Below are 13,707 nucleotides of genomic sequence, written 5' to 3' on the forward strand. Positions count from 1 at the left end.
CCTGCCGCCCCACAGTGCGCCAGGGGGTTTGTTGTCGATACAGTTGAAGCAAAACAGACCTGACTCAAAATGCTTCTTGCCATCCGGTAAGCTCCGAGAAGCAACTTGCTGATAAATATTTCGTATGACACAAAACCTGTCCTCCGCCGAACAAGCCCTGCGCGATGCGGCCCGCGAATACCACCGCAGCCCCGTCAAAGGCAAGATTTCCGTCACCCCTACCAAGCCCCTGTCCAACCAGCGTGACCTGTCCCTGGCCTACTCGCCAGGCGTGGCCTATCCCTGCCTGGACATCGAGGCGGACCCCTCCACTGCAGCCGAGTACACCTCGCGCGGCAACCTGGTCGGCGTGATCACCAACGGCACTGCGGTGCTGGGCCTGGGCGATATCGGCCCGCTGGCTTCCAAGCCCGTGATGGAAGGCAAGGGTTGCCTGTTCAAGAAGTTTGCCGGCGTGGACGTGTTCGACATCGAACTGGCCGAGCGCGATCCCGACAAGCTCATCGACATCATTGCCTCGATGGAGCCCACCCTGGGCGGCATCAACCTGGAAGACATCAAGGCTCCCGAGTGCTTCTACATCGAGCAGGAGCTGTCCAAGCGCATGAACATTCCGGTGTTCCATGACGACCAGCACGGCACGGCCATCATCTCCAGCGCTGCTTTGCTCAATGGCCTGGAACTGGTTGGCAAGGACATCGGCGCCGTCAAGGTGGCCGTTTCCGGCGCCGGCGCGGCTGCCATTGCCTGCGTCGACGTGATGGTGGGCCTGGGCATCAAGCGCTCCAACGTCTACATGGTGGATTCCAAGGGCGTGATCTATGAAGGCCGCCCCGGTGGCCTGGACGCCTCCAAGCAGCGCTACGCACAGAACACCGAAGCCCGTACCCTGGCCGACGTGGTCGACGGTGCCGACGTGTTCCTGGGCTGCTCCGCTCCCGGCGTGCTGACTGCCGACATGGTCAAGACCATGGCCGACAAGCCAATCATCCTGGCCCTGGCCAACCCCGAGCCCGAAATCCGCCCCGAACTGGCCAAGGCCATCCGCCCGGACTGCATCGTGGCCACCGGTCGCTCCGACTATCCCAACCAGGTCAACAACGTCCTGTGCTTCCCCTACATCTTCCGTGGCGCGCTGGACTGCGGCGCCACCAAGATCACCGAAGCCATGAAGCTGGCCTGCGTGCGTGAAATCGCCGCGCTGGCCAAGCAGGACGTCAGCGACGAAGTCGCCGCCGCCTACCAGGGCAAGGAGCTGACCTTCGGCCCCGACTACCTGATCCCCACGCCCTTCGATACGCGCCTGATCCTGCGCATCGCTCCCGCCGTGGCCCAGGCTGCCGCCGAATCCGGTGTCGCCACCCGCCCCATCGAGGACATCGCCGCTTACCGCGAAAGCCTGACCCGCTTCGTCTACCAGACCAGCATGTTCATGCGCCCCGTGTTTGCAGCCGCCAAGGCCAATCTGCAACGCGTGGCCTATGCCGAAGGTGAAGACGAGCGCGTGCTGCGTGCCGTGCAGGTTGCCGTGGACGACGGCCTGGCCAAGCCCATCCTGATCGGTCGCCCTGCCGTCATCGAAGCCCGCATTGCCAAGGCCGGCCTGCGCATGCAGCTGGGCAAGGACGTGGAAATCTGCAACCCCGAAGATGATCCCCGCTTCCGTCAGTACTGGGAAACCTATCACAAGCTGATGGGCCGCAACGGCGTCACCCCCGAGGCCGCCAAGGCCGCCGTGCGCCGCTCCAACACCCTGATCGCCGCCCTGATGGTGCACCTGGGTGATGCCGACGCCATGCTGTGCGGCCTGGTGGGTCGCTTCGACAGCCACCTGGCCCATCTGGAAGACGTGCTGGGCCTGAAGAAGGGTGCCAACGAGTTCGCAACCGTGAACGCTGTCATGCTGGAATCCGGCACGCTGTTCGTGGCCGATACCTACATCAACGACGCCCCCAGCGCCGAAGAACTGGCCGAGATCGCCAAGATGGCTGCCGACGAAGTGGCCCGCTTCGGCCTGCCACCCAAGGTTGCTTTCCTCTCGCACAGCAACTACGGTTCGTCCACACGCGGCTCGGCCCGCAAGATGCGCGCTGCACGCGACCTGTTCGCTGCCGCCAACCCCGGCATCGAATGCGATGGCGAAATGCATGGCGATGCGGCCCTGGACGCCAACGTGCGCAGCCACTCCCTGCTGGAGTCCTCGCTGACCGGCGCAGCCAACGTGCTGATCTGCCCCAACCTCGACGCCGCGAACATTCTGTTCAACGTGCTCAAGACCACGGGCGGCCATGGCACCACCATCGGCCCCATCCTGATGGGCTGCTCGGCTTCCGCCCACGTGCTGACCCCCTCCTCCACCGTGCGCCGCGTGGTCAACATGACCGCTCTGGCAGCAGCTCAGGCCATCGCACTGCGCAGCTGATCCTGCGCAATCTCTCGGGCATCCCGCCCGAGGCAGCAACAGAACGCCCTTAGGGGCGTTTTGTTTTGCCCCATGCCGAGCCTTGAGCTTTGAACCCTGCGCTCATTCACGGCGGCCTATAACGCACGCAGCAAACGATCATGGCAAACGCCATGGTGAAAAGTGAACGCCAGTCGAGATACCGCAAGCGCCATGCGCTATGGTTTTCATAGACAAAGCAAAATGCGCACAATGCCAAACAGCACACAATCCTTGTGTAGAATCCTGCCATCCGGAGGTTTGGGTGAGTGGTTTAAACCAGCAGTCTTGAAAACTGCCGAAGGAGTGATCCTTCCGTGAGTTCGAATCTCACAGCCTCCGCCAGTCGTTAGGAAAAGCTGCCAGCATGGCCTTCAGGCCCTCGGCGGCTTTTTTTTCGTCCTCGTTCTCAGAGCCTTCGAGGTCTTCGAGCATCGCGCTCGTGAACGCGTGTGCAGGGTCTTCGCCCAGTACCGCCCGCAGCTTTCCCCTCACTCTCCAGTTCACATGGCGCTTGCCTTGCTTCATCTGCGTGATGTGGCTCTTCGGTATTCCGGTGATGTCGGCTAGTCGTGTCTGACTTCCTACTGCCTCTGCCGCTTTTTCGATCAGTAGACTAATTTCTTCGTTTGTTGCCATTTTGATAAATCCTCTGTAGCATCCAGTTGCCAATTTGATAATTTGATCAATTTGGTTACGCAAAGTCTACAGGAGCGATCAATGATTCAAGTCTCGGTGAAGTCGACCGACGTCCGCAACCAAAGCGGCAATGCAAAAGCCTCCGGCAAGCCCTACAGCCTGAACTTTCAGACCGTCTGGGTTCACACGGTTGACCGCAATGGCAACCCCAATCCGTACCCCGAAAAAACCGAGGTCATCCTCGAAAAGAACGAACAGGGCGCAGCTCTGTTTTATCCCGTGGGCGAATACACGTTCGCTCCAGCATCGATCTACGTGTCCCGCACTGGCGATCTGGCTCTCAGCCCCAAGCTGGTGCCGATCAAGCCTAAAGCTGTCTCTGCGCAGTAAAGGGTCGCGTCATGGAAACCGCAGCACGCGAGGCCATGGCTCAAGGGGCGCTTCTGGCGCTCCTTTTTGCATGGAACGAACACCAGCCGCCCGGCGTCAAGGCAGACCGCGTGACGGTCACTTTGCACATTGATGACGGCGTGACGTACAGCGAGGTCACGTACTGGGCCGGTGATCACGCTATCGGCGGTGAGGGCTTCTGATGAGCGCTCTCGATCTCGCTTTTGCGCTTCTGGGCCTTGGAATGGTTGCCTGCAACTCATTTGTTGGCTTCTGCTTTGTGGCCTTTCTCTGGGTCATCACTCGTTTTCCGGTGGTTGCATGAGTGAGATTGGCCGCATTGCCCCCGTGCCTGAACGGCTCAAATTTGCCCCCAGCAATGGGGCGCAATACCTCGACTATCTGCGCGCTCGTGCCCATGAGCTGGACTTCCCTCCAGCTCGTAAAAACCTCCCGCCCGACTACGACCAGCAGTGCTACCAAGCGCACTGCGCTTTGCGTCGTCATGCGGTGTACCTGATCGAAGTGGGGGTGCGCCATGTCTGAGCAGGCTCGTTTTCTTGAGAAAACCCGTCACATGCTTGAGTCCGTGTCGAAGAGATTTGGCCCTTCTCATTCGTGGACGATTTTCTGGCGTCAAGAGTGCCAGCGTGAAGCTGGTTATCTGATTTCAGGCGCTTATTGCTCAGGTGTCTGCGGCTGGGGGTGGAAAGCATGACTGAGGTCTCCGTTCTCTTCGCGCGCTCCGACTCTTGTTACAACGACCTGGCTGCAGATGTGTGGGACATCCGTCGCGATGCCCGCAACTACGCCGGTAGCAACCCGGTCGTTTGCCATCCTCCTTGCCGTGGCTGGGGTCGTCTGCGTCATCTGGCAAAACCCCGTCCCGACGAAAAGGCCTTGGCTCTCTTTGCGGTTGAGCAGGTTCGTCGTTGCGGTGGAGTTCTCGAGCATCCGCTCGGTTCTGCGCTTTGGCCTGAGGCTGGCCTGCCCGTACCTGGGTTGGTGGATGAATTCGGTGGCTGGACTCTTCGCGTAGATCAGGGCTGGTGGGGTCACCCAGCGCCTAAGCCGACATACCTCTACATGGTCGGAATCACACGCGAGCAGGTCGGTGAGTTGCCTGTTCAGTTACACCGAGCTGGAGGCCGGACGGTTGCACTCTCCGCTGCTGAACGCGAACGCACGCCGATAGCCTTCGCGCAGTTTCTCGTCGGCCTCGCCAGTGTCAGCCAGGTCGGTGTAACAGTGGCTCCAGCTCGCAGTAACAGCGACCTGGCTGCGCAATCCGCTGCGGCAAAACGTGCGGCATTCCGTGCATGGGCGGGCGCATGAACTGGATTCAAAGAGTCGAAGCCCTGCCTCAGGGGCCATTCAAATTCGATGAGTCGAAATTTGAGCCCTGGGCGCACGTTCAATACAAGGGTGTGTCTCCACGCATGGCGGCTGCTCGTGCGCGCTACGTGGCCCGTTCTGAGGCTAATGCGCGTGTCCAGCATGCACGCATGGCCGCGTTGTTGGGCGAGGCGCAGGCAGCGCGCGAAGCGCGCGGGCTTGTCTCACTATCAACAACTTGCAAGAGTGGAAATTCAGGTCTTTCGGCTGTTGATTTCTTGGCTCAAGAGAGCATAGAGATTGACCACCAAAAGGCCCGCATCACGCGCATGCAAAAGAGTGTGGGTATCTCGGCCAAAGCCCTGCACAACCTGGGCAAGAAAAATCAGCGCGTTTGGATGCTCACGCTGACCTATCGCGGCACAAACCGCGATTGGAGAGCAGAGCACATCAGCCGCTATCTCGATGGCCTGCGCAAGTGGCACTACAGCCGCACCGGCTGCAAAAAGGTTCGCTATGTCTGGGTCGCTGAGCTGCAAAAGCGAGGCGTCATCCATTACCACGTGTGCGTGTGGCTGGACAACGGCCTGACCCCTCCAAAGCCAGATAGCGCCTGGAAGAAGAAGGGCGCATTTCAAGCGCCCATGTGGGCACATGGCATGTCAAACCGGGTACGTGCAACACATCCCGTTGCGTACCTCATGAAGTACGCCAGCAAAGGCACATCAGAAGGGAAGTTTCCGCATGGCGCTCGCATCAGTGGTGTTGGTGGGCTTGATGAAGTTGGCCGTGGTTGCCGTCGCTGGGTTCTGTGGCCTGCGTATGTGCAGGGCAATGCTTCGATCAAAGACAAGTTCAGACCTGCGCCGGGAGGCGGCTATCTCAATGCTGAGACGGGCGAACTCTTACGGTCTGAGTTCGTGCCAACGGGCGGCGGTTTTACGCGATTTGTGCGCGTCAGGACAACGCCTAGACGGCTTGAAAACGTCGGGGGGCCGTTCGAGTGGCTTCCCGATGCCTCGGCTCATTGAATGAGGAGGGGCCCCCGCTTGCGGGGAGGTGCCTCATTCGATGAGGTGGTTCTTTGGATGACATGAGGAGACGGTTAGATGAATTGCGACAACTGTGGGGCTGAGTTTGACGCCGAAGACATTGATTGGGACATGGAGGGCGATGGTGATGACATCGAAGGTCAATGTTCTGAGTGTGGCTCCAAGGAAATTCATTCGTGAAATTCATCACCTGCGCCGCTGATGTACTGCCTTGCCCTCTGGATCAACAGCAGCTCGTGTCGCTGGCTGAGCTGGTGGCAGAAGCAGTCGCCCAGATTGATGCCGCGTCCATTGCGCAAGCCTATGCGTTTGGAGCTGGGTCTGTCGCTACGTGGTGGGGCTTTGGCTATGCCTTGGCGGTCGCAATCAAAGCTGTCAACAAAGCTTAGCCGGTAGGGGCCTTTGCAGGCTCACTCCGGGTGCGCTTTCTTGAGCACCGATTTTCAAACTTCAACCTTAGTAAAGGAAAAATCATGACCGAAATCTTTGCAGCAATCGACCTGAGCACTGTGGCAACCGCCGTCATCGGCATTGGCGTGGTGGTGATGGCCATCACCATGTCCTACAAGGGCATTGATCTGGGCAAGCGTGGCGTGAAGAAGGCCTAAGGGGTAGGCCATGCTTACAGGGGCACTGATTGTTTTCATAAAGGTCATTGCGGCCTTGATTGGGGCAATCAGTGCCCTTGTCTTTTGCTTGATGGTGCGGCCATGAAGCGCATATTCAGGTTTCTTATTTCGTTGACATTGGCTCTGCTGGGTTGTTCAGCCTTGGCACAGACTTGTCAAATCGCGTCCAGTCAGATCGGTGGCGTGATGGTCTATGGCGAAATGAATATTTGCAGTACAGCGGCTTCCCGATACAACCCTCCGCTTAGTGTCACAAGTTTCCGAATTGTGAACTCACAAATTGAGTGCCGGGGGCCAAGCAAGCAGGGTGATGGCTCTACTGTTGACGTAGTGAAGCTGTATGCCGATTACAGCGTTCGCCCGTGCCCGGTTTGTCCTTCCGGTCAGACTTTCGACAAAACGGCGGGGCAGTGTGTTGCTTCTCAACAGTGCTCCGGTGTTTCGTCCTATTGCTCCACATTGAAGGGCAGTGTTGCCATGTTTGAGAGGCCGGGGCAAGTCGATATGTCCGGCGGCTCCTGCTTGAAGGCTCCCGATTTTCAAAGCTGCAGCCAGGGGTGCGCGACCTCCGCGGTCGGCATGGGCGTGCAGTACAAAAACAATGCTGGGCAGTGGATGAGCGCGCAGGAATTGAAGGTTACGGGCGGCACTTGCAATGTGCCTCCTGAGTCCGATCAGCCGGCCCAAAAAGATACCGATTGCGCTGGCGGCTATGCCGAGATGAACGGCGTCAAAAAGTGCGTTCCTGCCGAGGCAGCAAAGGGCGACACCAAAGAGAAAACCACCGAAAAAGCAGACGGCTCAAAAGAGACGGTGAAGACAGAAACCAAGTGCGAAAACGGCGTCTGCGAAACCACCAAAACCACCACCAAAACTAATGCAGACGGAAGCAAGAGTGTGGACTCTTCCAAGACCTCTCAAGACCAGAACAGCTATTGCTCCAAGAACCCTACGAGCACTGTCTGTGCGGCTGCAAACGGTGGCAAGAATCCTGGCTCTGGTGGGTCTGGTTCTGGCTCCGGGAGCGGCTCTGGGACCGGGTCTGGCAATGGCGACGGCAGCGGCAATTGCACGGGTGATAAGTGCGAGGGAAACGGTAATGGAAGCGGCAACGGCTCGACCACTGTGGAAGTGCCGGATATCGAGGTGAAAAAGCTCTATGAGCGCAAGTACCCAGAGGGCATTAAGAGTGCTTGGAATAGCTCGGGAATCAAGGCTGCATCAGGCAAATTTGAGGCGCTTGCAGCTGCGTTTGTGCCGCCTTGGCAGGATGCAAAAGGCCAGTGTCAGAGCTTTGGAATGAGCGTTGATGTGGGCTTCGTGAGCTTTGGCCGGCACGACTTCTCGCCGCCTTGCTCTATCTGGCTTTTCATCTGGGTTTGCATGCAAGTTGGCGCGCTGCTCCTGTTCCGCGCTCTGGTGTTTGGAGGCTAGAAATGCAGCTACTGATAACGCTGATTTTGATGCTGCTCGCCATGCCTGCATGGTCCGCAGGCGATAGCGGCTCAGGCGACGCGAACACGGGAATACTGTCCAAGATATCTGCGGCCATCGATCAGGTTGTCGCCTACATCAAGGGCATCTTTGAGAGCATCAAGAAGTTCGTTGATTGGCTCGGGAAAATATTCTTGGAGGTGTTCTCTGCCCTCTGGGACATGATTACGGATGCCTTCGTATGGTTGCTAGAAGGTGTGTTCAAGCTGGCGGCCGGCCTGCTTGATGGTGTCGCTGATGGCTTCGGATTTGCAGAGCTTAAGAGCACGTTCTTGAACGTTTGGAACCAGATTCCGCCGGAGGTCATTGCAATGATGCAAGTCATCGGGGTTCCATCGGCGTTCAGCATCGTGGTGCTGGGTATCCTGATTCGCATCTCAATGCAGCTCATACCGTTCGTAAGGCTTGGCTCATGATCAACCTGCTTGAAGGCGTTCCCGGCTCAGGCAAGAGCTATGAGGCCGTGGTCTACCACGTGCTGCCAGCGCTGCAGAGTGGTCGCAAGGTCATCACAAACCTGCCGCTCATTATGGAAGCGTGGCAGTTCCTGTATCCCGATTTGGTGCCACTCATTGAGCTGCGTAGATCAAGCGCGCCAGTCCTTGGAAAGTGGGATGCTGAGGCTGCAAACAGAGGTGAGCAGGCTTATATCGTCGGTGAGTTTGATGGTGAGGCTACAGGCAAGACAGAAGACGATTTGCCTTGTCAGCAGCCTCCGGCTAACACGCGCTTGTTTGGTTCCGTCTGGGACTTCTACAGCACATGGCGCGGTAAGAACAATATTGGCCCGCTGTATGTCATTGATGAATGCCATGTGAGCTTTCCAAAGATCACTAGGCGCAATCCGATGGGCACGCCAGAGCAGATCATTCAGTGGTTCAAAATCAGCCGTCACTTCGGCGCTGATGTGCTACTGATGACCCAGCGTATGGGCGCGCTGGATGAAGACATTGCCGGCCTGGCTGAATTCCATGTGCGGGTTCGTAAAGCGGCATTTCTGGGGCGTCCGCAGAACTATGTGCGCAAGACCTTCGCGGGCCTCAAGGGCGGTGAAGTCAGCAGCGAAGAGCGTGAGTACCTGAGCCAATATTTCCCACTGTACAAGAGCCATACGCAAGGCAGCACAGTCAAGGAAGCATCTGTGCAGGACGTAAACCCTGCCTATCTGAAATGGCGCAAATGGAGCCGGATTTTCTTTGTCCTGGGCGCTCTGTTCTTGGGCTGGACGCTCTACAAGATCTTCTTTGCCGACAGCAAGCCCAAAATGGCCGCGCTGCAGACCGCAAACACGCCTAAGCCGCTCCTGCCATCCATGAAGCCGGCGCAGCCACAAATCGCGCCTGCGCCCGCGTCAGTGCCTTCGCAGGAGGCTTCGAAGGCTCCAGAGGCACCGTCGAGGCGCTCAATGGGGCCTGACCCTCTCGAAAACCGTTTAATTCATCTGACGGGCTGTATGGAGAGCAGCAAGACACATGATCGCGTCTGCACTCTGACGGTGAGCCAGAACGGCATGCCCATATTCCACATCACGAATAAAGAGCTGGAACAGGTCGGGTTTCAGTTTAAGTACCTAGGCCACTGCGCCGCGCATCTGAGCTGGGACGGCGTTATGCGGGCCGTAGTCTGCGATTCACCCAGCGTGGGGATGCGAGTCGCAGGCGTCAAAAACTCCAGCTGATGGGGGTATCGGGGGCTGCGCCCCTGATGTCAACCGTCGATCAGGCATTGCCAGTTACACCGACCTGGCTGCAAGCGGCACCTTCCGCAGTTACATGGACCTGGTTCGCGTGGCGCGCTTCTGGCAAAGATCGGGCCTTCGCTCCGTGTCCTGAGAACAACCGCCGTAGGCGCTCAATCCCCAGCAAGTGATTGTGCTCACTTTTTGGTAGCGCATTTTCGCTATGAAAAGAGAAGCTGCAACGCTAATTCAGGCCTCAAGAATTGCCTGTCTCAATAGCATTCCAACTATCAAAACAACGGAGAGAGAAATTGCTGATTGGATATGCTCGCGTTAGCACTCAGGAGCAGGACACTTCAGTGCAGATTGCTGCGTTAAATGCTGCAGGAGTTCACACGATATTTGAAGAGAAAGCTAGTGGTGCAAAGTTTGATCGTCCTGTTCTTCGGCAGTGTCTTGCCTCGTTGAAAACGGGAGATCAGTTCGTTTTTTATAAGCTCGATCGCGTTGCACGATCTCTGTCGGATCTGTTGAAAATTCTTGATCGAGTGGAACGGGCCGGGGCCGCAATTCGTTCGCTGACAGAGCCAATTGATACCACTACGCCAACTGGACGATTGATGCTTCAGATTCTGGGAGCTATGGCGGAATTTGAGCGCTCTTTGATTCGGGAGCGATGCATGGCCGGTCAGAAGGAGGCCATGTCCCGAGGGGTGCACTGTGGTCGTGCTCTTTCGGTCGATGCTGCAACTGCTGTTGCGATTGTGGATGCTTACGCTACTGGCCTATATACCTTGAAGGGTGTGGCTCAGCGATTTGGAGTTTCTGATTCGGTCGTGAAGCGCCTTGTCTACAAGAAGACAAAGCCTGATTACCGCTCTTGAAGTCCGTCGAAGTCTGTCCTTTAGGTACAGCCTCCGCCAGATAAAAAGATAAGCCATTGATTTTCAATGGCTTTTTCTTTTTAACGTAAGCCTATTGACGATTTATTGCCATTTCTTCAGCGCCCAATTGACGAATGCCGAATGCGGCGACAAAACCGACCGTGTGTCGGTTTTTTTTCGTCCAAGTCGGGCAAAGCTTCGTTGGAAGCCCAAGTCGCATAGACTGATACAAGGGACAATTCTGGCCGGTTGCCATCTCAGCTACGTTGCAGAACGACGGAGAACAAGGGGGACTAATGGCTCTTTTGAAATGCTCAGAATGCGGCGGGAAAGTAAGCTCTACCGCAAAGGCATGTCCACATTGCGGCGCTGAACCGTCGCCTGCACCCGAGGTTTTTTCACCCAAGTTCACCGTACCACCACAAAAGAAGAAAAAGCGCCGCATCTGGCCTTGGGTGCTTGGCGTCTTCGTTGTATTCGTAATTGTGGCGGCAAATCAAGACGTCACACCCGAAGAGCAGGCAGCAAGGGAACAGCGCAAAGCTGAACGTGCCGCAGCAAAAGCGAAGGAAGAACAAGAAGATGCAGCAAAGAACGCTGCGCGAGACAATGAAATTAAAGAAATGGTATGGGTCGAAAAGGGAAAAGATGCAGTAAAGGCTAGGCTCAAGGACCCAGACTCAGCTAAATTTCGAGAGGTGTATTTTTTCCGAGGGAAAGACAACATTCCCATGACATGCGGTCAAGTCAACTCTAAGAATTCCTTTGGAGGATTTAGCGGATTTCAGCATTTCGTGTCAGGTGGATCGGCCGAGCTGACCTTTCTTGAGAAAGAGGTCAAAGATTTTCATAGAGCTTGGAATCGCTACTGCACGAACTAAAAACCCGGCGCAAGGCCGGGCAAAGTCCCACGGTACTAGGAGAAATCAGACGCGCCCCCACGTCGAAGCCTTCGCGGCCATCGCTGGGTTGTAGAAACTGATTCGAACGCCGTTGATGGCTTTTTCATAGCTCGCAGGGAGTTTGAATAGTTCAGTCCCAGCACCCATCTTCGCCCACACTTGGGGCAGATGGGCTGCAGCCGGTTTCGATGACACCTTGTCAAGGTGGAAGATGAAACCGGAGGTGGCTCCTGGAGAGAGGAAGGGCATTCAGTCGAGAGTTCAAGCTCGAGGCAGTCAAGCTGGTCACCGAGCGTGAGATGAGAGTGGCCCAGGCAGCCAAGGACCTGGACGTGCACGAGAACGTGTTGCGCAAATGGGTTCGCGAGTTGCATGAGGCGCTGCAGGAGGCCTTGCCGGGCAACGGCAAGCAGATGGCCCAGGACGCTGAGATAGCCCGGCTGCGCAAGTGAGTGGCCAAGCTCAAGATGGAGCGCGACATCTTGAAAAAAGCTGCGACCTACTTCGCGAGGAGTCGATGTGAAGTTCGGCTTCGTGGCGAAGCACCGAGGGGCCTGGCCGGTCAATCTGATGTGCGATGCGCTCGGTGTCTCGCGAGGTGGCTTTTATGCCTGGCTCATACATCCCAGAAGCCGACGCAGCCTTGAGGATGAGAAGCTGGACGCGCAGGTGCACCAGAGCTTCATGCGCAGCGCGCCCTACCTACGGCGCCAGACGCGTGTGGCGCGGTGTGCTGGCGCAGGGTCAACCTTGTGGCCTGCACCGCATCGAGCGGCTCATGCGAGAGCAGGCTCTTCGTGCCCGTCCCTGGCGCAGAGGCTTGCCCAAGGACCGCGGAGAGATCTGCGCGGTGGCCGACAACGCACTGGACCGCCAGTTCCAGGCCGATGCACCGAACCAGAAGTGGATGGCCGACTTCACCTACATCTGGACAGCCGAAGGCTGGCTGTACGTGGCAGTGGTGCTGGACCTGTACTCGCGTCGCATCGTGGGCTGGTCGATGCAAGAGAGCATGACCTCGCAGTTGGTGATGGACGCGCTAATGATGGCCGTATGGCGCCAGGGAAAACCGGTGGCACTGCTGCATCACTCGGACCAAGGAAGTCAGTACACCAGCGCGCACTTCCAGCAGTTGCTGCTCGAGCAGGGCATTACCCACAGCATGAGCAGAGCAGGTGAGGTCTGGGACAACTCGGCCATGGAGAGCTTCTTCAGCTCAATGAAGACCGAGCGCACGGCCAGGAAGGTGACCGCAGCAGGGAGCAGGCTCGCGCCGACGTGCTCGACTATATCGAGCACTTCTACAACCCAACGCGTCGGCATTCGACGCCGGCTACGTCAGTCCCGTATTGTTCGAACAAGCTCAAGAAGCTTAGGTCGGTATCAACGAAACCGGCAGCAGCCCATGATTGGGAATACCTGGATTGATGTGCACGCCGCCATTGTCTTCCCGGGTTTTTACATAGTCCCGCATATGGCCGGGCTGCGGGTCTTTGCCCAGTACCGGATCGTCATAAGAGCTGCCCGGCGCAGCTATGGAGCGCAGTCCTCGTGCGTTCATATCGGGAAGAAACAAGCCAACGCCGATCAGCCAATCCGCACTGCTCACCCTTTGTTGTAGATGGAATTGCTTGGTCAGGATCTCGAACACATCGGCCAGTGACTCGTTGAGCGCGCCTGACTGACCTTGGTAGCTCAGGCCACCTTCGCGGTCAATCACGCCATGCGTAAGCTCATGAGCAATCACGTCCAGCGCCACGGTGAAACGGTTGAATATCCGTCCGTCATCATCACCAAACACCATCTGGCGTCCATTCCAGAAGGCATTGTCATGGTGTCCTGTCCATAATGCACGCTTCCCACCAGGGGCATGCCAGCTCCATCGATGGAGTTGCGACCGTACACGTCATGAAGCATCTGCCGGGTCATACCCATGTAGTCATAGGCTTCGTCTACGGCCTCGTCTCCGGTGGCAGGCTTTCCTTCCGTACGCACCAGAGTACCAGGCAGCGCAGTACCGTTCTTGGCGTCATGAATCGCACGCTCCAGCTCTGGGCTTTCCGCTATTCCTTGCCGTCGCACCGATGATCTGGAGCTTGTCTGCGCACGCTGTGTGCGAATCTGCTGGTCCGGCAGTAGGGTCTGGGCTGCGCTGCGGCTCAATTCGGAGTCCGGATGGGCTACCAGCCTTTTCAACAGGTACAGGGGAATGAAGAAATAGCTTCCTGACATTCGAGTCCTCCTGTCTAGAGTGCCCATCCTGA

General features: G+C 57.3%; 14 protein-coding genes, 1 tRNA gene and 2 pseudogenes. 15 read left to right on the forward strand and 2 right to left on the reverse strand.

What is annotated here, in order from left to right:
* Positions 1-124 precede the first annotated feature (124 nt).
* Both CTR2_RS21460 and CTR2_RS21465 read left to right on the forward strand, forming a co-directional pair.
* Entirely contained in the window at positions 125-2,422 is a 2,298-nt protein-coding gene (locus CTR2_RS21460) for an NADP-dependent malic enzyme (protein ID WP_003063708.1), read from the forward strand.
* A gap of 273 nt (positions 2,423-2,695) precedes the next feature.
* Positions 2,696-2,785, forward strand: a tRNA-Ser gene (locus CTR2_RS21465).
* Here CTR2_RS21465 and CTR2_RS21470 read toward each other — a convergent pair.
* Positions 2,771-3,079, reverse strand: a complete 309-nt coding sequence (locus CTR2_RS21470; RefSeq protein ID WP_087081158.1) for a helix-turn-helix domain-containing protein — start codon at positions 3,077-3,079, stop codon at positions 2,771-2,773. The genes CTR2_RS21465 and CTR2_RS21470 overlap by 15 nt on opposite strands.
* Before the next feature lie 81 nt (positions 3,080-3,160).
* Between CTR2_RS21470 and CTR2_RS21475 the strand changes: the two genes are divergently transcribed.
* From CTR2_RS21475 to CTR2_RS21535, 13 genes and pseudogenes are all read left to right on the forward strand, one after another.
* Positions 3,161-3,469: a single-stranded DNA-binding protein gene (locus tag CTR2_RS21475; RefSeq protein WP_087081156.1), complete on the forward strand. Its 309-nt coding sequence runs from the start codon at positions 3,161-3,163 to the stop codon at positions 3,467-3,469.
* 11 nt (positions 3,470-3,480) lie between these two features.
* Positions 3,481-3,672 carry a hypothetical protein gene (locus CTR2_RS21480; RefSeq protein WP_140400981.1) on the forward strand — a complete coding sequence of 64 codons (192 nt, stop codon included), beginning with the start codon at positions 3,481-3,483 and terminating at the stop codon, positions 3,670-3,672.
* Positions 3,673-3,790: 118 nt separating this feature from the next.
* The gene (locus tag CTR2_RS21485; protein WP_087081154.1) at positions 3,791-4,015 is read left to right on the forward strand and encodes a hypothetical protein; all 225 of its coding nucleotides are present in this window, start codon (positions 3,791-3,793) and stop codon (positions 4,013-4,015) included.
* A gap of 168 nt (positions 4,016-4,183) precedes the next feature.
* Positions 4,184-4,804 carry a hypothetical protein gene (locus CTR2_RS21490; RefSeq protein WP_217896226.1) on the forward strand — a complete coding sequence of 207 codons (621 nt, stop codon included), beginning with the start codon at positions 4,184-4,186 and terminating at the stop codon, positions 4,802-4,804.
* Complete coding sequence (locus tag CTR2_RS21495) at positions 4,801-5,835, forward strand: rolling circle replication-associated protein (RefSeq protein ID WP_254913228.1); 1,035 nt, start codon at positions 4,801-4,803, stop codon at positions 5,833-5,835. Before CTR2_RS21490 ends, CTR2_RS21495 begins: the two co-directional genes overlap by 4 nt.
* 197 nt (positions 5,836-6,032) lie before the next feature.
* The gene (locus CTR2_RS21500; RefSeq protein ID WP_087081152.1) at positions 6,033-6,245 is read left to right on the forward strand and encodes a hypothetical protein; all 213 of its coding nucleotides are present in this window, start codon (positions 6,033-6,035) and stop codon (positions 6,243-6,245) included.
* Between the two features lie 84 nt (positions 6,246-6,329).
* Positions 6,330-6,464, forward strand: a complete 135-nt coding sequence (locus tag CTR2_RS21505) for a membrane protein (protein WP_034392467.1) — start codon at positions 6,330-6,332, stop codon at positions 6,462-6,464.
* Positions 6,465-6,566: 102 nt separating this feature from the next.
* Positions 6,567-7,919, forward strand: a complete 1,353-nt coding sequence (locus tag CTR2_RS21510) for a hypothetical protein (protein WP_140400980.1) — start codon at positions 6,567-6,569, stop codon at positions 7,917-7,919.
* Between the two features lie 2 nt (positions 7,920-7,921).
* The gene (locus tag CTR2_RS21515) at positions 7,922-8,395 is read left to right on the forward strand and encodes a DUF2523 family protein (RefSeq protein ID WP_087081148.1); all 474 of its coding nucleotides are present in this window, start codon (positions 7,922-7,924) and stop codon (positions 8,393-8,395) included.
* Entirely contained in the window at positions 8,392-9,657 is a 1,266-nt protein-coding gene (locus tag CTR2_RS21520; RefSeq protein WP_087081146.1) for a zonular occludens toxin domain-containing protein, read from the forward strand. The genes CTR2_RS21515 and CTR2_RS21520 overlap by 4 nt, the downstream gene beginning before the upstream one ends.
* A gap of 311 nt (positions 9,658-9,968) precedes the next feature.
* Positions 9,969-10,541, forward strand: a complete 573-nt coding sequence (locus tag CTR2_RS21525) for a recombinase family protein (RefSeq protein ID WP_087081144.1) — start codon at positions 9,969-9,971, stop codon at positions 10,539-10,541.
* Positions 10,542-10,837: 296 nt separating this feature from the next.
* Positions 10,838-11,422, forward strand: a complete 585-nt coding sequence (locus CTR2_RS21530; protein ID WP_140400979.1) for a hypothetical protein — start codon at positions 10,838-10,840, stop codon at positions 11,420-11,422.
* 251 nt (positions 11,423-11,673) lie between these two features.
* Positions 11,674-12,819, forward strand: a pseudogene (locus CTR2_RS21535) (IS3 family transposase).
* 32 nt (positions 12,820-12,851) lie between these two features.
* Here CTR2_RS21535 and CTR2_RS21540 read toward each other — a convergent pair.
* Positions 12,852-13,675: pseudogene (locus CTR2_RS21540) on the reverse strand (M4 family metallopeptidase); the annotation flags it as partial.
* Between the last annotated feature and the right edge of the window lie 32 nt (positions 13,676-13,707).

Origin of the sequence: Comamonas thiooxydans, from assembly GCF_002157685.2 — a bacterium.
GTDB classification, from domain to species: Bacteria; Pseudomonadota; Gammaproteobacteria; order Burkholderiales; family Burkholderiaceae_C; genus Comamonas; species Comamonas testosteroni_H.